Below are 20,780 nucleotides of genomic sequence, written 5' to 3' on the forward strand. Positions count from 1 at the left end.
ATACCGTCAGACTATAAAGCCCCAACTCAGCATTGGGGCTTTTTAATCATTTACCGATTTAGCATTATGCTCGTCCTGCCAATTTACACTTAGTTAGCGGTGTTCATACACTCTTGTTCCGTTAAGTAGGCTTCAATAATTTTTTCTGCAGACAAATCAATATCGGCGACAGAGGTATGACAGCTCAAGACAGAAAATAACATGGTTTTCAGCCCTTTATATCCTGATGTTGACGGGTATAACGTGCCTTCTTCTTGCAACCTATGGACCACACGCGCGGTAAGTTCATTACGATACTCGTCATCGCCATGACCAAACTGGGCTGAGAATCGATTAGACACCACATCATTGAGAATGGTAATCCCATCTATGTCTGCCAGTGTGCTTGCCATACGTTTTGCTAAATCGGTACAGTGGTCAATATGCTCAACGATTCCTTCCTTGCCAAGTGATTTAAACGCCGCGTAAACCTAGGTACACCACGAGCACGTCGAGACGCAGAAATACCAAAATTAATCGCATTACGATCAGGCTTGTCCATTGCATCATTGAGGTAATCACCCATATTGCTGCCACCCATTGCTTTAGACAACGCCGCCGCATCTTTTACGACAATCATGCCGCTGTCATAAGGCATGTTGAACCACTTATGCCCATCGGTATCAATAGAATCTGCTCGTTCAATACCCGCGAGTAAGTGTTTTTGTTTATCGCTTGCCGCCGCCCATAAACCAATCGCGCCATCAACATGTAGCCAAGCGTTACCGTGCGCTTCTACTGCATCAGCCAGTTCATTAAACGGGTCAAAGGCACCAGAATCAATGCATCCCGCTTGTGCACAGACAAGGGTTGGCCCTGCTAGTGACCCAATAGCTTCCGTGAGATTATCTGGAATAATCCGCAAATTATCATCCGTCGGCACTGTGATAATGGTTTCCAAACCAATGCCAATCATAGAAAGCGCGCGTTTGATGGTAGAGTGAATTTGGTCGCTCACGACCACATTGATCCTTGGCGCATCAAAAAGACCTTGTGTCGCCACATCCCAGCCTGCTCGTTCAAGTAAGGTATTTCGAGCCGTAATTAATCCGGTATAAATGGCTTCTTGTGCACCAGAGGTAAAGCCTACCGCGGTGCCTTGGCTTAACCCCAGTAACTCAACCATCCAGTCGGCTGCTGTTTCTTCAACTACTGACATTGCTGGGCTCGACACGTAGTAAGGCACATTTTGATCCCATGCGCTTACTAACCAATCTGCAGCGAGTGATGCTGGAAATGAACTGCCGATCGCATAGCCAAAGAAGCGAGCACCGCCTGACGCGATAAGTCCTGCATCAACATTCTTCACCATGTCATCGATGACTTGTGATGGGTCAGTCGGTTTTAATGGCAAACGTCCACCAATTGCCGTCCGTAATGCTTGTGAACTCGTCCCTTTATCTACCGAGTCTGTCTGCCAAAGACTCTAAGTAAGAAACCGAATGTTTGAGCGATTGCTCAAGTGGTGAACGATATTCATTAAAGCGATGTGTCATGATAATTTCTCTCTTTGCGTTGTGTGTCTTCATAATATGGAATTCAACGTGAGGAAAATTGTCATTTCGTGCCACCAGCTCAATCTTATCTTCTATCCCGACTAACGCCCGCTTTAGCGCTCTTTTGACACCGATATTGGGAAGGCGTCATGGCCATTTTCCGTTTGAAAAATCGAGTAAAATTAGCAGAGTCACCATACCCCATATTCGCGGCGATCGCCGTTATGGATAAGCAAGAGTTGAGCAACAGATCTTGTGCACGCTCAAGAACGATTTCTTCAATAACATCACGGTATGTCAGGCCCACGGCATGCAGACGTCTTTGAATGGTTCGGGTATGTAAGCATAAAATCCTTGATGCTTGTGACAGTGGCAGCTTACCCATACGTACATAAGGTTGCAGTGACTGTTTAAAGGCAGGAACAAACTGAATGGGTATTGGGCGGAGTACTTGCGCGGCATGGTTCGAAGGATAGCGATGTAGCAAGGCGTCGGTATTCAGAATAGACGCATCTAAACGGATGCCTGTTACAGAGCGATGCGTAAAAAATTGGATATGAGCCAGCTGTGGACAGGTAATAAAGGATTCCATGTCTGAGGTTCTTAATGTCACGTATCTATTCCAATGGCGACGTCCGGATAACGCTGATACCAACTCATCCATAAAGATGACTGAGAACACTTCCGCATATTTAAACCAATCTTCACACACGCCCTCTTTATCACGAACAAACCAGTCATCCCCATTAAAGTGCTTGAGGGATAGTCGAGCACCGCTTGAGTGGTCACTAATGATTTCATTAAATTGTTCCAGCGCCGACCTAACCGTCATCGGCCCATATTGGCTTAGCTGCGCGATCACGCTGGGGATATAGCGCGTCTTACAAGCGTGTTGTATAGCTATGATGAACGCTTGCGGCGAGCAACTTTCTCCGAAGACCTTGATAAGACTACGTAGTGTCGCTTCAGGTAGGAAATCTTGATGGCATTGTTGAACATCCAATGGAGCGCTGATACTTGCAATCAGAGCGTGAATGTCAGGATTTTGCTCCTTAAAAAGCTCCCCTAAATCGTGCAAACTATTTGCCCTAATAAGGGGAATACTGTGAGTCGCACTCTTCATATCATCTCTTCTTGTTTTATAGGCCATCGCACCATAAACAAAAATCAATCCACGCACTTGTCATTTTACGACACGATAATGCATCGTTTTTTAATAGACTAAACGCGACGTCAAAAAACGCGAACTTAGACCCGAACTAAACGCGTTCGAAGACCATTACTCACCATCCACCACAACCATAGCCACTCAAATCGCGACAAAGTAGTGACCATCAAACCTCCTGTTGATGCGTATCGCTTGACCTGTATTCGTGCAATTAATCGATGATATTGAGTGTCAGCAGAAATACTCATGAGTTGGTAGTGACCTTGGCTATGTCGCTTTTTAAACAGTAATACTTCAAGTTCAACCTCTTCCATCCGCACTACAGCTAACAAGTACAGCCAAAAGAGCGGCAATTTTTGTTGCCTTTTAGCGCATTGATAGCGTTTCCAGAGTGTAATCAAGGCGCAAAGTGACAAGACCAGTCCTATCAACACCGTCATTATCCACTGCCAATAACTGCGAACATAACTGACCAATGTATGCTTAATAACAACCTCTTTAGGAGCAAGTTTTAATACATGCATTTGATTCGTATCGGGATGCCACTGATAAAGCTCAATCGTGGGTAGCGTGTAGCGACCCGGCTGTTCAAACACATACGTATATTGCCGCTTAAACCTTGCAATATGCAGCCCTCGATTTTCGGAGTCTGATAACGTGATCTGCTGACGATAGCGTTGATAACCGTTATTGGCGCCTTCTTTTATCAACCTATCAGGCATGAACATAATGCTGGTTTGTAACGCTTCGATACTCACTTCACGAATCAGGGCATCACCGACCAACAATTCGGTTTCATCCGATAACGAAGAAATACGCTGCCACGTTTGTTCAAGTGTGACATCCGGGCTAACCAGCCAACTATTGTCCGGGTTCATGAACGCAGAGGGTTTGATTACCTCAAACTTAATCGGCGTGGTTGTTAGGTAACCCGAGATATTCGATTGCTCCGATTTCACTTGCAGCTCAACCACAATGCTGGGGATAAGCAGCTCACCTGTCGCTAGCGGGTACAGCACAATATCCCACTGTTGGACGGCATACGTTTTCCCATTGCGCCGCTGGGTAGAATTCACCGCAAACGCGCTACGCGTTGCGACCAGTGCGTTTTCAACCTCGAAACGATGGACTTTCGTGCCCTTCGTAAACCAAGTATCGGTCGCTACCTCAACGGTAACCACCACTTGTTGATGTAATGCGACGGGTTGATTGGATGCGAGCTTGGCAGAAACCATCACCTTTGCCGATTCATTTAAGTTGGCTATCTCATTGCCATGGCACTGAGCAGCCATTGCCATCAATATCCAAACCAATAACACGCGCGCGCACATATTCAATAAATCAGTCATTGGCGCTCTCTGTCAGCGTCTTCGTGGCTGATCCCAACTCTAATTGACGGTGAAATTTATAGCCAAGAAACACCCCTAAATCACTATCGACACGCTTCATCCACTTTTCGTGAGCCTGCTTATTGCTGAGCAATTCTTTTGCACTAAGTGTTTCTTCTATTAATAACGATGGGTCCACTTCTTGTGTCACCCCTTCTGCTGTTTGCGGTTGTTGACCTAATTCCTGACTGCTCTCCATCTCACCACTACTAAGCTGCCCCTCAGAGAAATCGTTAATGTGTTCGATGATACTCACCATAAGGTCGAGATTATGCAGAGCCACAACATTGGCAGGTTCGCGTGTCAATATCTGTTGATAAAGTGATCTCGCCGCAATGTACTCTCTTTGATGAGCTAATGCCGCAGCGGCACCTAACTGCGCGTCAACGTTATCGCTCCTTAAAAAATACTGCTGAGCACTTGGATAGTCAGCCGCGTAGTAAAAGGCGATCGCTTTCCAATAACTATCTTCAAATACCCTCGCCGCTTGCTCATAGTGCTGCTGCCTAAATAGGCGCTGTCCTTGCTGATCTTTGCTAAACCAGAGATTGAGCCATGCCTGCGACGTCACCTCACCGAAACTGGCGTAACTGTAAGGGCTGTAAACGCTACTACAGATAACGACTACTAGCCCCCATTGCACTAACCAACCACGACGAAACCACAATAAGTACAACAACATTAAAGGGAATAGAAGGTGATACCCCCAGTCGTACCAAGGCTCACTTTCACCACCGTTAAATTTAGCGTGTTGCTCTAACAGAGACGTTATCGCATCCACATCTCGATGTTCGATGGTAAAAGGCGTCCATTGCCCTCCTACCTTTTCCGCTAATGCCGACAACTTTTCCCGATCCAACGGCACGGTGCTATCGGCGTGCGATCTACCGATTCCCCAAATCAGTAATTGATGCTGATTTGTCGAGAAATAACGCTGAAAGTGATTCAATCCAGCCGTACTTATCCCGTCAGTCATCAATATTACCGACCCTGAGGTTGAGGACTTATTGAGTTCCGCATCGATAAGGGGCAACGTGTACTCTACAAATTTCCCTTCCCTTGGCATGATCTGTGGCTGAATTGCTGCCAATAATGAGTGAAACACTTCCCTGTCTAATGTCGGTGGCATGGCTAAGTGAGCGCTGCCCGAAAACACCACTAACGAGACTTTGCCACTGCTTCGCTGTTGAAGCAGCTGAATGATTTTTTGTTTGGCCATAAATAATCGGTTAGGCGCGACATCGGTCTGTTGCATTGAACTTGAAACGTCTAAGACAATAACTAACGGGGTCGAATCTTCGGCAAAGGGAGACGGTTGACGATACCAACTAGGCCCAGCCGCGATAATGACCGTTAACACACCGAGTACCGTGAGGCCCATCAACGGCCTATTTCGGTGCCATTTAGACTGTCCTATTATCAACACTCTTCTTATGTGACAGGGTAACCCAAGCAACCAAGTGTTCGCCTGCTCGTGTTTTTGCCATCGAAAGCAAACCATCACAATAAAAGGCAGGAAAAGTAGCAACCAATATGGCCGTAAAAAGTGAAACGACTCAAACCACATCTCTATGTTTACGATATTCACAGGTTACGCTCTTTATTCAACACTGAAGCCGATGTGCGCGGTTTGCTGCCTTTTATCAATCGGTAACACATAAACAGCAAATAATTGAGTAGCGCAATGATGACTGGTATCTCGTGCAAGCTCGTCTTGGGTTGATAACTAAAACTCTGATAGAGCGTTGGCTCCAGATCGGAAATAGTGTGGTAGATGTTATCAAGCTCATTCGATGACAAGGCCAAAAAGGCTTCGGCATCCGTCAGAGCTGACATTCTTTTCATCGTATCAAAGTCGATGGCCTGCTCTCCTGTTGTATTGGGGTTACCCATCGCCACCATATACAGCCGGATCCCATAAGCCTTAGCAACCTTAGCGGCATCAATTGGCGGAACAAGGCTATTGGTATCATTGCCATCCGTTAGAACAATCACTACTTTTTCAGACATGTTATTCGCTGCCCGGCCTAGATAGGTTTTTATCGCGAGACCCACTGCATCACCTAAATGGGTACTTTCACCTGCCATTGCGACTTCAGCTTGCTCTAACAGCGTCAGCCAAGCCTGATGATCGGCGGTGAACGGCGCTTGAAGGTAAGGCGTGTCTCCAAAGACGATGAGCCCTAGACGGTCACCTTGCCGACGTTCACTAAAGGTTTGCAAAACCGACTTGGCCGCGTCCAATCTAGATTGTGAGTGACCAGGTATTATCGACAAAGTCTTGTTCCGACATTGAACCGGACAGGTCAACAACCAGCATCAAATCTCGGCCAATTAATTGATGCGTCTGCGGAGTATCAAGCCAAACCGGTTTTGCGGCAGCGAGGACAAGCATCATCCAAGTCATCAGCAAAGAGACATGCTGCCAGCGACTCGGCTTAAGACTCACCGCTCCTTTTGTTGCATCTAAACCTAACGATTCAACCAAACGCTCAAAAAATGGCACCAACAGCGCCTGTTTTGTTGTCTGATAGCTTGGTGCCCATCGATATACCCCGTACGGAAGAGGGAGCAAGAGTAACCACCAAGGATTTGCCAACTCAATCATACCTTTCCCTTAACGATGATATTTAATCCAATCACACGCCATCGACTCAAGCTGCATTAAATCACTCGACGTCCACTCATTGTTTGGTTGCGGGGTATAGAGGCGACGCTGCCAAAGACGAGCGATGGGTGTCGTAAAGTCACAATCTTTGGTTTGACTCGTTAAAAACATCAACCACTGTTCATCATATAAAGACGCGACTGAGGTATGAGGGTAACGATAACAAGCGACCTGCTTCAAAATGCTGTTGATGGTCATTAGGTAAGTTTTAGCGTCAGCTTTCGATAAACGTCTTATTGCCTTGAGTGCTGTTCGTCGGTATCTATTTGAGCGATATCGCCGTAAAAACCGGACCATCACGCTTGCGCTAGCAATGAAAACAATGACTAAAACCAACTTCCAACCAACCGTTTCAGGATAAAAATCAACACTAGGCGGCAGTGTTGGGTCAATTAACGTTTTTAGAAGTATGTTATTTTTTGACATGATCGCATCCGCTGAGTTGCTCTGTTAGCTGGTAGAAATGATGACCCGATGTGTCCAACTGAATATAACGGATGCCTTTCGACTGTAACTGCTGCTTTATATTGTCCTGATGCGCTTGACGGGTGGCGTTAAAAGCTTCAAGTTTTGTCTGGTACGTGCTATCCACCATGACCTGATAGTCACCGTCGCTAAAATACGAGGTGTCATTCACAATGAGCGCTTGCTCCATAGGATCTTGCACGGCCAAGCACACGACGTCATTGTGACGTTTGAGTTGAGTCATAAGCCGAGAACTGTTGTCGTCAAAATCGAAAAAATCACTAATGACCACCACTAATGATCCTTGAGTACGTTGTAGCAGCATACGATTCAACGCTCGATTTAAATTAGGTTTACCCTGCAAAGAGTGACGCCTACATGCATTTGAAACGAGGTTAAGGTGGAGACTTTCTAATGTTCGAAACAAACGTAATAGTGAGTTTTGTGACAGGCTAGGTTTAAACCAATGCAGCGATTCATCATCAACGACGACAGCCCCGATCCGATCGCCTTGCCTCAATACTTGCCAACTGCAAGCAGCCAGTAATTGGGCTGCCACCACCGATTTCATGGTTTGCTGCGACGAAAAGAACATACTTGTACCCTGTTCGACACAAAACAACACGGCTCGATCTTTCTCTTGCTGATGTACTCGAACGTGTGGCTGATTCGTTTTCATTGTCACCAGCCAATCAATATTACGCACATCATCCCCGGCTTGATAATGACGATACTCTTCAAAATCTAGCCCTCTTCCTCTTAACGACGATGGATGGCTACCCGCTAAGCGGCTGGCGACTTTATTTGAAGACGGCAAAGAAAATGCGTGACTCCATTGCTTAGTCATGATCAAATCACTAACACTTACCGCGACTCTGGGATCCATAGTATTTACCTTAGCGCTATTTACCTCAGAACTGTTTACCTCAGGGCGATTTACCACACTACAATCTGGCATCGCTAACTTAATGCGACTTGAAGTAACAGCTCATCAACAACACGCGCCGTTGTGATACCTTCCGCTACCGCATCGAAACTGAGTGTAAGACGATGCCCTAAAACGAAAGGCGCAACCGCTCTGACATCATCTGGAGAGACAAAATCCCGCCCAGAAATATAAGCATGAGCACGACTGCAACGATCGAGAGCGATTGATGCTCGTGGGCTCACCCCAACCTCAATCCAGTTGGCTAAGTGACTATGTCGATAACTATCTGGTAGTCTTGTGGCCATGACAAGATCCACCATATATTGGTCAATCGAGTCTGATACATAGATGTTTTTTACCGCTTCACGCGCCGCTACGAGCGTACTTAACCCGTAACGCTCATGCCAATGCTCAGCACTCGCGTCATCAAGCGGTAATTGTTCGTTATCCTTATCTTCACCGCGAACCAAACGGATAATATCCATTTCTGACTGTGCTGATGGGTAGCCCACAGACACCTTCATAATAAATCGGTCCATCTGTGCTTCAGGTAAAGGATAAGTCCCCTCTTGCTCAAGAGGATTTTGTGTCGCCAGCACCATAAAAGGCTGTGGCAGAGGTTTTGAATCACCCGCAACAGTGACGGTTCCTTCTGCCATGGCTTCAAGTAATGCAGCTTGCACTTTGGCAGGTGAGCGATTAATTTCATCAGCCAATACAATAGAGTTAAAAATCGGACCGGGCTGAAACTCAAGCTTGCCCTCTTCATGCTGATAGATTTGCGTGCCAGTAATGTCCGATGGTAGAAGATCAGGCGTAAACTGAATGCGGCTAAATGACAAGTTTAGTGTGTCTGCTAATGTTTTTACCGCTCGCGTTTTCGCTGTGCCCGGCAGCCCCTCTAACAAAATGTGACCACCAGTAATCAAGCCAATAACCATTGCTTTGGTCACATGGTGCTGACCAACAATATTGCCATTAACCTGCTCAATAAGCTCAGTGATAGGCATGTACGGAACGTGAGTCATCATCGATCCTCTGCGAGAGATAGTTTGGAATGATCATATTTTTCGGTTAGTGCGCGTAATGCAGGATCTGGATACCATTTACTCAGCTCATTAAGACACGCAGCGGATTCTGCTGTTAACGCGAGTTTGGTTTCACAAAGTGAATAGAGATATTGAGGTTCTGCCTGTTGCCCGTAGGCTTTCTCAAACAACCCTATGGCTTGCTCGGGCTGTTGTTTTGCCAACATAAGACCAAGTAAATAAGCATGCGCGGCACTCTCTATTTCAATCTGGTAAGCCACTTGCATGTGCTCAATGGCAGCAGAATACTGCTGAGTCCGCCAATAGGTCAGAGCTAGCCGCTGATGCAACATAGAACTGTCCGGGTAACTCGATACTCCCTGCTCTAGTACGTCTAACGATCGGCTCTCTTGCTTTGTGTCTTGGTAGAGTGCAGCCAAAGCCATCACTACATTCGGTTGATTATTTAATTCCGTTTCAAGCAGTAGCAGCTGCTCCGCTTCAGTGTATTGCTGGCGCATTCGATAAAACCACGCCGTGTCCAGACGCCCATTCGCTGTGTCCTGCACTTTCATCAATTGATCATCGATCGCCGGATTCAATATCTGTCGATAGCGCTCCGGCACCTGACGCCAAAGTGGCGCGAGAGTACGAACAGCCAATGCTTGTACTTCAGGAGCATCATCATTCAGCAGCGGTGCGACCACATCCCATTTCGCCCTGCCTTGCCAACGCTGCGTTGCATAAATACTGGCTAATCGTAGCTCTAGCGTTGCTGATCTAGACGCACGCCCAATCGCAATAATGGCATTCGCTCCTGTGTAATTGCCCAACATTTGCGTCGCAGCAATACGTTGTTCAATCGGTAAGGTAATATCTTGTGACTGCTCGGCGAGCACAGACTCATGACGTTCAAAAGAAGGCGTTGCGTAGATGGGTAAGGCAACAACGCAAGCGAGCACCATAAACCACGTAACAACCAAGCTTTTCAGGCGCGCTTGTCTTCGGCACATTAAAACGTTTCCTCGTCCCGGATTTGCTGATTAAGCGCCTCAGCTTTGATCATTAACGCATGTAAAAAATAGACTTCTGTCGTTTGCGGCATATCATGTATTGCCAACCAATCATTGACGGCGTGCAACGTATCTTTGTATAAAAGATCGGCTTGAGGTTTTTGCTCTAGATATGCCAGCTCGCGCAATGACGTGACTAAATCTGGATAGGCCATTTCTGGCATCACCAACGCCCTCATTTCTTGATGATAAACTTGCTCCAACACATCATGGTTTCCTTTCGCGATTTGATAATTTGAGCGCTTAACCTGATAAGGTTCACCACACTCAGAGTGCTTAGGCTTCTGTTGACAAAAGTTGAACTGTGTCGCGAATGACGTGTAACGAATACTCTTATTCTCGAACGCGAGAGCAAGGATTTTCTCAACCTGCTGAGGAGGAAAGCGTTGCTCAATGTCTTGTGCCACAACGTGACTAGAAAGTTGCAGCAACAGGCTTATAAGCATAATTTTACTGAGGTTCTTCATTCTCATCCCCACCTAGTTAAAACGAATTTTCATGGCTTCAGCGTTAATCGTCTTATGGACGGGGTAACCCATAGTGGCAACAATCATCGAAATATACGGGTCGATATGAGTAAAAAACTGTTTCCACCCCCACACAAATAATTAAGCCCTTGCTCACCTTCAAGCGTTTTAATAAAGCGATTTTTGGGACACTCACCAAAACACGCGAACTGGTAGCTACATTCTCTACACTGTTTTGGAAGAGTGCCTTCCTTGGCGTTCCCAAACTCTTGCTGCCCTTTAGAAAACTGCAGCTCTGCTAATGCCGCATCATTGATATTGCCAAGCTTGTAATCCGGATAAACATAATGGTCACAAGAAAATACGTCGCCATTGTGTTCAATAGCCAGACCCTTACCGCACATTGGTGCTAATACACACAATGGATTGACTCGCCCCATCCATGACTCGATACACGCTTCAAAATAAGGCACGTTCACCTGACCAATATCATTCTCTAACCACTCATCAAAAATGGTGCACAAAAACTGCCCCCACTGAGCATCAGAAACACACCACGGCTCAACTATAGATTGAGGGTGTTTAGGATCGGTTTCTGGCATTCCTTGAAACAATATGTCTGCTTCCGGCCATTGCTGTGGCGCTGTATCACGAAAAGACTTGGGTTCAACGATAGGGATAAACTGCATTTGCGGAGAGCGAACGACATCGCGTAAAAAGCGATAGACCTCATGAGGGTTTGCACCTGATATATTGTTTATACAAGTGAGCGTTGCAAAGTTCACCTGATGTTTATGTAGAATTTCAACACCCTTCATCGTTTGTTTGAACGTTCCCCTGCCAGAACGGTTCGTGCGATACGTGTTGTGAATCATCTCAGGCCCATCAAGACTAATGCCAACCATAAACTTGTTTTTACTTAGAAACTTGCCCCACTCGTCATTTAGCAACGTGCCATTGGTTTGCAGATTATTCTCAATTTTCACGCCTTTCGGTCGGTATTTTTTTTGTAGCCGAACCACGTCACGAAAAAAATTCACCCCAAGTAACGTCGGCTCTCCGCCCTGCCAATGAAACACAATCTCAGGATAATTTTGCTGTTCAATGTATGACTTGATGTAGTGTTCAAGCATGTCTGGTGACATTTGGCTGCTACAACCTTTTTCATGCCCCAGCAATTCTTCTTTACTTAAGTAATAGCAGTAAGTGCAATCAATATTACAAGCAGAGCCAATAGGCTTCGTCATAATATTCATTCTCTTAACTGGTTGACTAAGTGATGGAGATTGACTCAAACACTGTGTTTTCTGGGACATTTTGAAGCCTCGCGTTGGGTTCACATACCGTGTGACTAGCGCTTCCTTGTATTTATCGAGCCATTATTATCTCGCGCTGAGTTCGTCTGGTAATCGGTAAATTTACTGCTTACGAACCCGAAAGAACCGCTATTTTTCGAACACAAAAAAGCCCGGTGACAACACCGGGCTCACGTTACATATCTATGATTATTACTTGTACTGAGCGCGCTGCCAGATATTCATTTTTTCAACGATTTGGTCGATTGAAAATGAACCGGGTACTTGACGTGGCGGGAACGCTTGGAAAGTTTGTAAGAACTGACCAGTCGTCGCTGCGCCTAAGTATAAGTACGGTAAGTGCTCGATATACCATTTGGTATACATTCCTTCATGATCAGCAACCTCGTAAGGGTCTTGACGCAAGTTGTACATCTTAGGTGCTCGTAGCTCTTCAAACGAGCAGTTCCACGTTTCTAAACCATGACAGTTATTCACGCTGAACATCACTTTGTAATCCCCAACCCTTACCGCAGAAATATCACCGCCATCCGTTGCATAGATATAGTACTGACGTGGCCACGTTGCCAAGTTATGCTGTGTGGTTGCTTGACCAGTTTTCAACGCTGGGAGTAAATTGTAGCCATCAAGATGTACTTTATATTCTGTTCCCTGAATTTTCTTGTAAGCCTTAAGATCCTCGACAATAGACGTGTCACCAGTCGCCGCCATAAAGGTTGGCATCCAGTCATTGTGCGCCGCAATCTCATTCGCAATAGAACCTGCTGGAATCTTATCTGGCCAACGCATCATGGCAGGCACGCGGTGTCCACCTTCCCAAGAAGAGTTTTTCTCACCGCGGAATCGAGCGGTACCGCCATCAGGCCAAGAAAGCTTTTCAACACCGTTATCGGTGGTGTAGCTTACAATCGTGTTGTCGGCAATGTTGAGTTCGTCCAATTTATCCAGTAGTTCTCCGACCATATTGTCGTGCTCTACCAAGCCATCACCGTAAATACCACCGCGCTTAGAGAGCCCTTTAGACTCTTCTTTAAGGTGTGTCCATACGTGCATGCGAGTCGCGTTAAACCATACGAAAAATGGCGTTTTCGTTTCGTGTGCGCGGTCAATAAAATCAAGGGCGGCAGTCAAAAATTCTTCATCCACAGTTTCCATACGCTTTTTGGTCAATGGACCCGTGTCTTCGATTTTGCCATCTGCGTAGGAATGGATAACACCACGTGGTCCGAATTTCTGCTTGAACCAAGGCATTTTAGGGTAGTCTTCGTGCTCTGGCTCTTCTTCAGCGTTAAGGTGATAAAGATTACCAAAGAACTCATCAAAGCCGTGATTTGTAGGCAAGTGTTCATCCAAATCACCTAAGTGATTTTTACCAAATTGCCCTGTCATATAGCCTTTTGCTTTCAGCATAGTGGCAATCGTCGGGTCTTCAGATTTAGAGCCTTGTTTTGCCCCTGGCATCCCCACTTTTGTCAGGCCAGTGCGCATTGGATGCTGACCTGTTATGAAGGCCGCCCGACCCGCAGTACATGAGTTCTCACCATAAAAATCGGTGAACAACACCCCCTCATTAGCAATACGGTCGATATTTGGCGTCCAGTGACCTGCCTGCCCTTTGGTGTAAGCACTCAAGTTATCGATACCGATGTCATCTCCCCAAATAGCCAGAATGTTGGGGCGAGAAGTATCTGTCGTTGCAAAGGCAGTCATTGACGTCACCGTCAATGCGGCACCTACCGCAAGTTGTAGAAAGGTTTTCTTTTGGAACATAGTTCAGACCTTGGATTAGATTTAAGTCGAACTTATTATTTAAGATGCTACTTTCTAGGTAATCAGTATATTTACTGATTATTAATTATTCTTAAATAACTCTTTGATACATATAAAAATTAAACTTTACTCTCTTCTTTCGTTGCAAAAGCCGTTATTTATTTTAAATTGATTGCCGTCATTATTTGGGTGGTTTTATTACCTCAGACGTAACAGTCTGTCATCATTCAGTAGTTTTACTGTATTTCACACCCCTATCGCTACTTAGAATCCCTCATACTTACTACCCAAGTTAATTAGTTCTATTCGCATCACTTCAATATCAAAAATTTAGGTATCTCTATGTTAGATTACTTCGCCCTATTCCTCGTTTTTTTTGTATTTTTAACGCTTTTTTACGGGATCATTGTTATTCATGATATCCCATATGAAATCGCTCACAAACGCAATCACCCACACCAAGATGCTATCCATGTTGCAGGTTGGGTCAGCTTGTTTACCTTACACGCCATCTGGCCATTTCTATGGATTTGGGCAACGCTATACAAACCTGGTACAGGTTGGGGATTTAGCGCGCAACAGACACAACAATTTCATTCAGAACTGGACACTCTACGATCAGAATTGACGAGTTTAGAAAATAAAATAAATAGCATTAAGGACTAGTTATTATGGATATGTTAATTATTCTTACCTACACCGCAATATGTATTGCCATTTTCAAACTCTTTAAAATCCCATTAAATAAGTGGTCTGTACCAACCGCCGTTTTAGGTGGTATTGCAATACTAAGCACCATCATGATCGCGATGAATTACAACCACCCTTATGCCAAATTTTCTAAAGAAGTATTTGTTTCTGTCCCTATTATTCCGCAAATTACCGGAACGGTAAAAGAGGTCCATGCAAAAGCCAATATCCCTGTTAAAAAAGGAGCATTACTTTTTACCCTTGAAAATGAAAAGCAACAAATAGCACTACGTAAAGCAAAAGCCTCCTTAGAAGAAGCGAAAAGCGTTGCCTTTCAGAAAAACCAAGGCCTTAACTCTGCTATTGCCAACACAGATAAAGCAAAAGCAGCCGTCACTAAAGCGCAAGCAAATTTGCAGCGTTCACTCTCTTCTTACACTCGTTATGCCAAGGCGCATCAAACAGGAGGAGACAACTCACCATTTACTGACGGTCAAGTTGAACGCCAAAAAGAGCTGTATAATGCGGCAAAAGCGAGTGTGGATATTGCACTATCGGCATTACATGCCGCGGAGTCAGAGCAAGAACGAATACGCCTTGATTCCGAATCGCATATCGATGGAGAAAATACCCGCGTGGCACAGTTGGTTGAAGTGGTGAAACAAGCGGAACTTGACTTAGAAAATACCTTTGTTCGAGCACCGACTAATGGAACACCAACGCAGATAGCCCTTGCACCTGGATTTCGCGCTGCAACACTCCCGCTACGTCCATCAATGGTTTTTATCCCTGACACTGGAAAACGTCAAATTGCGGGCATGTTCTGGCAAAACTCATTACGCCGACTAAAGCCAGGGCTAGAAGCCGAAATGATATTAGATTCGCAACCAGGTAAAGTGTTTACCAACAAATTATTAAGCGTATTGCCAGCCATGCGCGAGGGCGAAGTACAAGCCAATGGCACGCTGGTATCGGCCTCTACGCTCGCACGACATGGGTTTGCTGTTGGTATCATTGAGCTAGACGAAGATCTTAACGACTATGAGCTACCAATGGGTGTTCAAGGACAAGCTGTCGTACTCAACCACGATGGGGACATCCTACACACTTCAATTGTACGAAGAGTACTCATTCGCATGATGTCGTGGCTCAAGTACGTTTGGCCAATGAAATAACGCCGCTTTCTTGTCACTCATAAAAAAACCTCGGTCGAAGCCGAGGTTTTTTTATGAGTGATGGATTGTCGATGACTTTTATGATCGGCGGCTCTGCCTTCTGTTTTCAAGCCAGTACCCTACTGTATAAGTGCAAATCGTAATATCGGTGATGGCAAATGGAACAAGACTCGAATTTAGATGAGCGGTTTCTGGATTGAAAAAGTTTGAGATATACAAGTACACCATGAACAACTTTTCCAAAAATGAATAAAGTATTATCGGCTCTCGCCACTTGGGCAAAAATGCGGATGCCGCAATGAAGAACCCCATTAACCCGACCATCATTCCCCAATGTCTAAATAAAAAGACATAGTTAGCATCATAGGGCAAGTTGTTCATATCTCGTAGCGCTGACTCAGGATTAATCGCGTATATCCCTGCATACATGGTGACTAGGCCACCGATCGCTAGAAAAGGTTTAAGGTAACGATTGAAAAACATAGGACACCTTTGTAAGTAGATGGATATTGACCGTTCATTGAACAAAGAACGTTTCCATCGCAGTCTATACAAAAGACTCGGTAAGTTATTCAGTAATAATTACCGCTTGTTGCAGTGAGTGAAGATTAAAAAATAGCGCCCAGAATGGCGCTATTAAAAGAGCCTGTCACTTAATTGGATTAGAAACTGACGTTTACGCCGACAAAATGGATGTGGCCTTCGAAAGAACCTTTAAGATCCGGCAGACCATCACCGCGACCAGCATTAGGCCCAACTTGTCGCTCAATAGGCATGGTTCCAAGGTCGGCAAATTCATAAAAGATATCAATCAAATTGTCGTTCCATCGAGTACTGGCGCCCAATGCGTATCGGTACTGTTCTCCAACCGAGTAAATCCACCCATTGTAGCGATGGATCATCTTGAGGAGAGGTCTCATAAGAAAAGCCCGCCTTTAGCGCCCACTTGTCACTGACTTGATATTCTGCCCCTACGGCAAACTTCCAGACATCATTCCAGTTTCTCTCTACGTTGGCTGTTGTCTTGTCGGTATACAATGGCGTTTGCGCAAAGTCGCTCCACTGATGGAATTGGACGGAGCTTAGCAAAGAGAGGGTCGAATTAAGGTTATATCGACCGCTTAAATCAACGATAGCGGGAACTAATAGCTCAGTGTCTAAAGGGATAGAAAGTGGTGGCGCGTCTGATATCGCAGTAACAGAAAAGTCATGCTCCAACTTTGAACGGTAACTAAGACCTAACGCCCAGTCTTGCTGATTGTACATAATGCCCGTGGTAAAACCATAGGCCCAATCTGTGTCTAAGTTGGTTTGCAGTCCGCTTGTCGAGACTTCTAGTAAGCCATAACTCAGCTGCGCGCCCACGGCTAGCGATAGATTGTCATTAATTTGGTAGCTCAGGTTAGGATTTAACTGCATACCACTCATAAAGGCTTTGTCTAAATAAGGTGCTCCAGCCCACTGGTCTCCATAGTCAATAGAAGAGCCACCGACGATTCCAAAGTTCATGCCTAGGTGGATGTCATCACTGATTTGACGAACGTGAAATACTCCGACTGAAGGCATGGTCGTTTTAGCTTCCCCATCACTTTTCTGCGGGCTGTCATCATGATAGTCCATTTGCAGATGGAGCAGCATAGCATTCACCGTGGTAACTTGTTCCCCCATAAAAGACATAGCTGCAGGGTTAGTCCAGCTCGCCGCGGCCGAACTTGTATGGACGCCATCATCAACTCCAGCCGTGCCCGCATTCGCTGTAACAGCTTCTTGAAGTAGCAAGCCACTGGCATTGGCGAGAGGTGTACATATCAATAAAGCTAGTGTGTGTTTTTTCATTATAAGTCGCTCAAGTAAGGATTAAGGTAAGCCTTTGGCATAACAATCTAGCGACGAGGCTTAGGCGGTTACTTAAGCTAATTTTAAAGAGTTCAGGCGACAAATTGATCGGTAAAACTACTGCACGAAGTCGGAAAAGAGAGGCTTTGAAATAGGCGTTAGAGCAATAGAAAGGTCATGCGTTATAGATAGAATCCTAACGCATAACATAACGTGGTTTATTCGAGGTCATCGCTTAAACATGGTTAATTGAGTTTTGACGCATAATGAGTTTTAGCACGATTTGTCCTAGTCGTTGCTCACCGATAATCTTCTGCACCCAAAACATCAGCTTAGAATCTAATGTACTTTGGTAGCTGAGTTTAGGTTTTTTGCTAAAACCTGCCGTTAGCATCGCCTTTACCGTCGAATCACAATTCGAGCCAGAATCATAACCACGCTTAAGAAATCCATGAGATTTGTCCACGATATCAGCGTACACCGGAAGGGATGTCGTCGCCTTCATATCCGCTAACTGAGCAGCGTCCAACTCCGTTTTCACGCAGCCGGGTTCAACGGTCATAACATGTATATTAAAACCAGCGACTTCTTGAGCCAACGCCTTAACCATGCCATTAACGGCGTGTTTACTTGCTGAATACCAGCCATTCATGCTTGTTGACACTCGGCTAGCAATAGAGGTGGTAAATATGATTCGTCCATGACCTTGCGTTCTCATATAAGGCAAGACTTGCCGTGCAATACGTGCGGCACCATAGACATTAGTATCAAATTGTTGCTTCACTTTATCTATTGGTGTTTCTTCAATTGGGCCTGCTATAGCGAAACCAGCATTGGCATACACAATGTCGATACTATTTTGCTCTGAAGCCATGGTCGTGATGATATGGTGAAGATCTTCTTCATTGCGTACATCCGTTTTAAATACATGGGCCCCCTGTTTTCGCAGTCCCTCTAAACGGTCTAGACGACGCGCACCGCAATAAACGGTATGCCCTTGCTTAACAAGCGTATCGCACAAGTCATAACCAATGCCCGATGATGCGCCTATGACTAGAATATTCTTTTGCATCGTTTCACCCTTATCTGAACGGTTTGCTTATTTCAGATAATAACGGCTGCTTCGACAACCATATACGGGAATAACTACTGCTTTTTATCACGTTCTACCGATCGGTAGATTCGATACCTAGACCATTTCTTAACGCAAACTGGACTAATTCGGTGTGGTTGTCGAGATCCAGAATATCAAGCATTCGATATTTGTGTGACTCAATGGTACGGGAACTTAGAAACAGTTTTTCAGCGCACTGTTTTGCCGTATAGCCTTGTGATAATAATGTCAGTACTGTGCACTGCTTCTTGCTCAGCAGTAGCAGTTTTTCACTTTCGTCGGCAACAGAACTATCATCCAAACTAAGGTTTCTGGTCATTGTCGCGTGCTGCCAAAAGCAAAGCCACATGTCAGACAGTAATTTCAAACGTTTAAAATTCTCTTCGCTAAGTGGCGGTTCCTCCAAACTAAAGCGTGAAAACGCCAGCGCGCCCCAAGTCTGTCCAAACAATTCCAGACGAATAATCCCGTGCCAGCACGCCCCTTCTCGGTAAAGCTCCTTTATCGGATCTAACGGATGGTTTGCCAACGCTTCGCTATCAAATATCTGCCACGGTTGTTTGGAACGTAGAATCCTTAGGTAATCTTTATAATTGCCTTTTAGAAATCGTTGCTTGTCTAATTCTGGGATACCTTTCCTTGATACCGAAATGGTCTTACCATCATTGAGTAAGATCATTGAGTTTGGAAAAACAGTCAACCTGTCGAGCTTAAACCACTCTAGAGCATCCTCGACAATACCAACAAAATTCTCTAAAAATTCGTTGGGACGACTTGCGGTAAGTCGATTCGATTGGTTCATCAACAAGGCTTCAAAATTAGTTGTCATGATTTTTACCATCTCTGAGAAGTCTATAGCTTACGTACGATACGTACTTTATAACGGTGCATTGATAAAGACACATATCATTATAACTATCAGTTTTAATTAAAAATTAGTCTTTATAAAGGTCAGTGTCAATTACCTTGCATTGAAGAGATCTATTTACCAAAAAAAGCCAGTAGCAGAGCTACTGGCAAAAGGTTCATAATGAAACGTCAAAGACAAAAAGGTTACAGACTTACGTTTGCACGCAAAAACAACTTATCATCATCTTCAGAAGCAAATTTGTAATCTGTCACAAATTCTAAATGCTCATTCAAGCGATAAGACGCTCCCAAGGTAAACCAATCATCTTCCATGTATGAACGGCTTGACTCGGTAAAGTTATAATCTTCAGAGTTGTACGTTGAAGAAATCGATAGGTTCATGGTTGCTTGATAGGCAATACCTAGCGCATAGCCTTTCGTTTCTTCATTGTTTGCGCTAATCGCCTCTACATCAGCAAAATCATATTTAGCCGCAAAGTTAAACTTATCTAGCACAGCAACCGCGCCTACCGTATACACCTTCTCTGAACGATCTTGTGCTGCCGTCGAGTTCTCACCTTTTGAAATATCAACGTAAGTACCACCAATCACAACAGGGCCTACCGTTGTCGAGCCACCAACAGCCCACGCATCGTTTGAGTGTTCCCATGCCGCGCCGATATCAAAATTCTCACCAAAATAGTGATGATTTAATTGCTCGTCAGTACACGTCGCCTCATCTGCTTCCGCGCCGATGCCGTGCTCTTTCGAAATATCACCGAAGCCAAGATAGACATCAGCAATACCACATTGCTTACCAAACGTGGTCACACCCGCCACTGATTGAGCACCAAATACAAAGCGATCGACATAGTTCACTGACTCGACTTTCTTATCATATCCAGCCCACTCATAACGAGCTTCACCGCCAATCAAAAGCGAAAAGGATTCCGTCACCGCATAGCTTAAATCTGCGCCGACTTTAAACATGTAGGTATGCTCAAAGTTACTGTTATTTTGGTCATCAAACAGTACATTGCCACCTAGCTCAGCGCCAGAATAGGCTACACCTGACAATTTATCATTCTCGATAAAATCATAAAGGTTATTAGGCTTGTCAGCAGTAGAAGAAAGTTCAGAAATATTGGCGGCTGAAGACTGTTCAGTGACAACGCCTGCATTATTTGTTTCGGCAATAGCAGGAGCGGAAAGAATCATCGCAATCGCGACGGCTAGCTTTTTCATATTTAATATCCCAATAAATGTAATCGCAGTGGTATCAGTGCCTAACGGCTTATTTTCTGGAGCCA

15 protein-coding genes and 4 pseudogenes are annotated in these 20,780 nt (G+C 45.0%); 2 read left to right on the forward strand and 17 right to left on the reverse strand.

The genetic code is table 11. The features are described 5' to 3' along the window. Window positions 1-89: 89 nt before the first annotated feature. The 12 genes and pseudogenes from AC0L66_RS25205 to AC0L66_RS25260 all read right to left on the reverse strand — a co-directional run bounded on the left by AC0L66_RS25205 (window position 90) and on the right by AC0L66_RS25260 (window position 13,806). Window positions 90-1,535 (reverse strand): annotated as a pseudogene (locus tag AC0L66_RS25205) (pyridoxal phosphate-dependent decarboxylase family protein). Window positions 1,536-1,620: 85 nt separating this feature from the next. Continuing rightward, on the reverse strand, window positions 1,621-2,658 hold the full coding sequence (locus AC0L66_RS25210) for a helix-turn-helix transcriptional regulator (protein WP_473569970.1): 1,038 nt from the start codon (window positions 2,656-2,658) through the stop codon (window positions 1,621-1,623). Between the two features lie 125 nt (window positions 2,659-2,783). Continuing rightward, window positions 2,784-4,052 (reverse strand): BatD family protein, encoded by a 1,269-nt coding sequence (locus AC0L66_RS25215; protein ID WP_473569972.1) that lies wholly within the window; start codon window positions 4,050-4,052, stop codon window positions 2,784-2,786. Next, a complete protein-coding gene (locus tag AC0L66_RS25220; RefSeq protein WP_473569974.1) occupies window positions 4,045-5,472 on the reverse strand; it encodes a VWA domain-containing protein in 1,428 nt (475 codons plus the stop codon). The genes AC0L66_RS25215 and AC0L66_RS25220 overlap by 8 nt, the downstream gene beginning before the upstream one ends. Before the next feature lie 203 nt (window positions 5,473-5,675). Next, window positions 5,676-6,699 (reverse strand): annotated as a pseudogene (locus tag AC0L66_RS25225) (VWA domain-containing protein). Window positions 6,700-6,708: 9 nt separating this feature from the next. After that, window positions 6,709-7,185 carry a DUF4381 domain-containing protein gene (locus AC0L66_RS25230; RefSeq protein WP_265674925.1) on the reverse strand — a complete coding sequence of 159 codons (477 nt, stop codon included), beginning with the start codon at window positions 7,183-7,185 and terminating at the stop codon, window positions 6,709-6,711. Then, window positions 7,172-8,110: a DUF58 domain-containing protein gene (locus AC0L66_RS25235; protein WP_473569976.1), complete on the reverse strand. Its 939-nt coding sequence runs from the start codon at window positions 8,108-8,110 to the stop codon at window positions 7,172-7,174. The genes AC0L66_RS25230 and AC0L66_RS25235 overlap by 14 nt, the downstream gene beginning before the upstream one ends. A 74-nt stretch (window positions 8,111-8,184) precedes the next feature. Beyond that, window positions 8,185-9,180: an AAA family ATPase gene (locus AC0L66_RS25240; RefSeq protein WP_428793998.1), complete on the reverse strand. Its 996-nt coding sequence runs from the start codon at window positions 9,178-9,180 to the stop codon at window positions 8,185-8,187. Beyond that, complete coding sequence (locus AC0L66_RS25245) at window positions 9,180-10,193, reverse strand: tetratricopeptide repeat protein (RefSeq protein ID WP_473569978.1); 1,014 nt, start codon at window positions 10,191-10,193, stop codon at window positions 9,180-9,182. The genes AC0L66_RS25240 and AC0L66_RS25245 overlap by 1 nt, the downstream gene beginning before the upstream one ends. Further along, a complete protein-coding gene (locus AC0L66_RS25250; RefSeq protein WP_473569979.1) occupies window positions 10,193-10,720 on the reverse strand; it encodes a hypothetical protein in 528 nt (175 codons plus the stop codon). Before AC0L66_RS25250 ends, AC0L66_RS25245 begins: the two co-directional genes overlap by 1 nt. Before the next feature lie 12 nt (window positions 10,721-10,732). Next, window positions 10,733-12,036, reverse strand: a pseudogene (locus tag AC0L66_RS25255) (anaerobic sulfatase maturase). Window positions 12,037-12,228: 192 nt separating this feature from the next. Next, a complete protein-coding gene (locus AC0L66_RS25260) occupies window positions 12,229-13,806 on the reverse strand; it encodes an arylsulfatase (protein WP_473569980.1) in 1,578 nt (525 codons plus the stop codon). A 342-nt stretch (window positions 13,807-14,148) separates the two neighbouring features. On the opposite strand from AC0L66_RS25260, the gene AC0L66_RS25265 reads away from it, so the two are divergent. Both AC0L66_RS25265 and AC0L66_RS25270 read left to right on the forward strand, forming a co-directional pair. Beyond that, window positions 14,149-14,472: a DUF3302 domain-containing protein gene (locus AC0L66_RS25265; protein ID WP_473569982.1), complete on the forward strand. Its 324-nt coding sequence runs from the start codon at window positions 14,149-14,151 to the stop codon at window positions 14,470-14,472. A 5-nt stretch (window positions 14,473-14,477) separates the two neighbouring features. Further along, window positions 14,478-15,671, forward strand: a complete 1,194-nt coding sequence (locus AC0L66_RS25270) for an HlyD family secretion protein (RefSeq protein WP_473569983.1) — start codon at window positions 14,478-14,480, stop codon at window positions 15,669-15,671. A gap of 78 nt (window positions 15,672-15,749) precedes the next feature. Here AC0L66_RS25270 and AC0L66_RS25275 read toward each other — a convergent pair whose 3' ends face one another. The 5 genes and pseudogenes from AC0L66_RS25275 to AC0L66_RS25295 form a co-directional block, all read right to left on the reverse strand. Next, window positions 15,750-16,154, reverse strand: coding sequence for a hypothetical protein (locus AC0L66_RS25275; RefSeq protein WP_473569984.1), 405 nt, complete (start codon window positions 16,152-16,154; stop codon window positions 15,750-15,752). Window positions 16,155-16,333: 179 nt separating this feature from the next. Next, window positions 16,334-17,507, reverse strand: a pseudogene (locus tag AC0L66_RS25280) (OmpP1/FadL family transporter). 235 nt (window positions 17,508-17,742) lie between these two features. Beyond that, window positions 17,743-18,579: an SDR family NAD(P)-dependent oxidoreductase gene (locus AC0L66_RS25285; protein ID WP_473569985.1), complete on the reverse strand. Its 837-nt coding sequence runs from the start codon at window positions 18,577-18,579 to the stop codon at window positions 17,743-17,745. A 94-nt stretch (window positions 18,580-18,673) separates the two neighbouring features. Beyond that, the gene (locus tag AC0L66_RS25290) at window positions 18,674-19,450 is read right to left on the reverse strand and encodes a helix-turn-helix transcriptional regulator (RefSeq protein ID WP_265674936.1); all 777 of its coding nucleotides are present in this window, start codon (window positions 19,448-19,450) and stop codon (window positions 18,674-18,676) included. Window positions 19,451-19,674: 224 nt separating this feature from the next. Next, window positions 19,675-20,715 carry a hypothetical protein gene (locus tag AC0L66_RS25295; RefSeq protein ID WP_265674937.1) on the reverse strand — a complete coding sequence of 347 codons (1,041 nt, stop codon included), beginning with the start codon at window positions 20,713-20,715 and terminating at the stop codon, window positions 19,675-19,677. Window positions 20,716-20,780 lie beyond the last annotated feature (65 nt).

This window comes from Vibrio sp. GJ43-1, from assembly GCF_055808835.1.

Bases quoted from the DNA above. Each gene is read 5' to 3' on its own strand.
- AC0L66_RS25265 (WP_473569982.1), top strand. From the start codon at position 14,149: ATGTTAGATTACTTCGCCCTATTCCTCGTTTTTTTTGTATTTTTAACG.
- AC0L66_RS25275 (WP_473569984.1), bottom strand. From the start codon at position 16,154: ATGTTTTTCAATCGTTACCTTAAACCTTTTCTAGCGATCGGTGGCCTA.
- AC0L66_RS25295 (WP_265674937.1), bottom strand. From the start codon at position 20,715: ATGAAAAAGCTAGCCGTCGCGATTGCGATGATTCTTTCCGCTCCTGCT.
- AC0L66_RS25270 (WP_473569983.1), top strand. From the start codon at position 14,478: ATGGATATGTTAATTATTCTTACCTACACCGCAATATGTATTGCCATT.
- AC0L66_RS25240 (WP_428793998.1), bottom strand. From the start codon at position 9,180: ATGACTCACGTTCCGTACATGCCTATCACTGAGCTTATTGAGCAGGTT.
- AC0L66_RS25210 (WP_473569970.1), bottom strand. From the start codon at position 2,658: ATGAAGAGTGCGACTCACAGTATTCCCCTTATTAGGGCAAATAGTTTG.
- AC0L66_RS25285 (WP_473569985.1), bottom strand. From the start codon at position 18,579: ATGCAAAAGAATATTCTAGTCATAGGCGCATCATCGGGCATTGGTTAT.
- AC0L66_RS25220 (WP_473569974.1), bottom strand. From the start codon at position 5,472: ATGGGCCTCACGGTACTCGGTGTGTTAACGGTCATTATCGCGGCTGGG.
- AC0L66_RS25290 (WP_265674936.1), bottom strand. From the start codon at position 19,450: ATGACAACTAATTTTGAAGCCTTGTTGATGAACCAATCGAATCGACTT.
- AC0L66_RS25215 (WP_473569972.1), bottom strand. From the start codon at position 4,052: ATGACTGATTTATTGAATATGTGCGCGCGCGTGTTATTGGTTTGGATA.
- AC0L66_RS25250 (WP_473569979.1), bottom strand. From the start codon at position 10,720: ATGAAGAACCTCAGTAAAATTATGCTTATAAGCCTGTTGCTGCAACTT.
- AC0L66_RS25230 (WP_265674925.1), bottom strand. From the start codon at position 7,185: ATGTCAAAAAATAACATACTTCTAAAAACGTTAATTGACCCAACACTG.
- AC0L66_RS25260 (WP_473569980.1), bottom strand. From the start codon at position 13,806: ATGTTCCAAAAGAAAACCTTTCTACAACTTGCGGTAGGTGCCGCATTG.
- AC0L66_RS25245 (WP_473569978.1), bottom strand. From the start codon at position 10,193: ATGTGCCGAAGACAAGCGCGCCTGAAAAGCTTGGTTGTTACGTGGTTT.
- AC0L66_RS25235 (WP_473569976.1), bottom strand. From the start codon at position 8,110: ATGGATCCCAGAGTCGCGGTAAGTGTTAGTGATTTGATCATGACTAAG.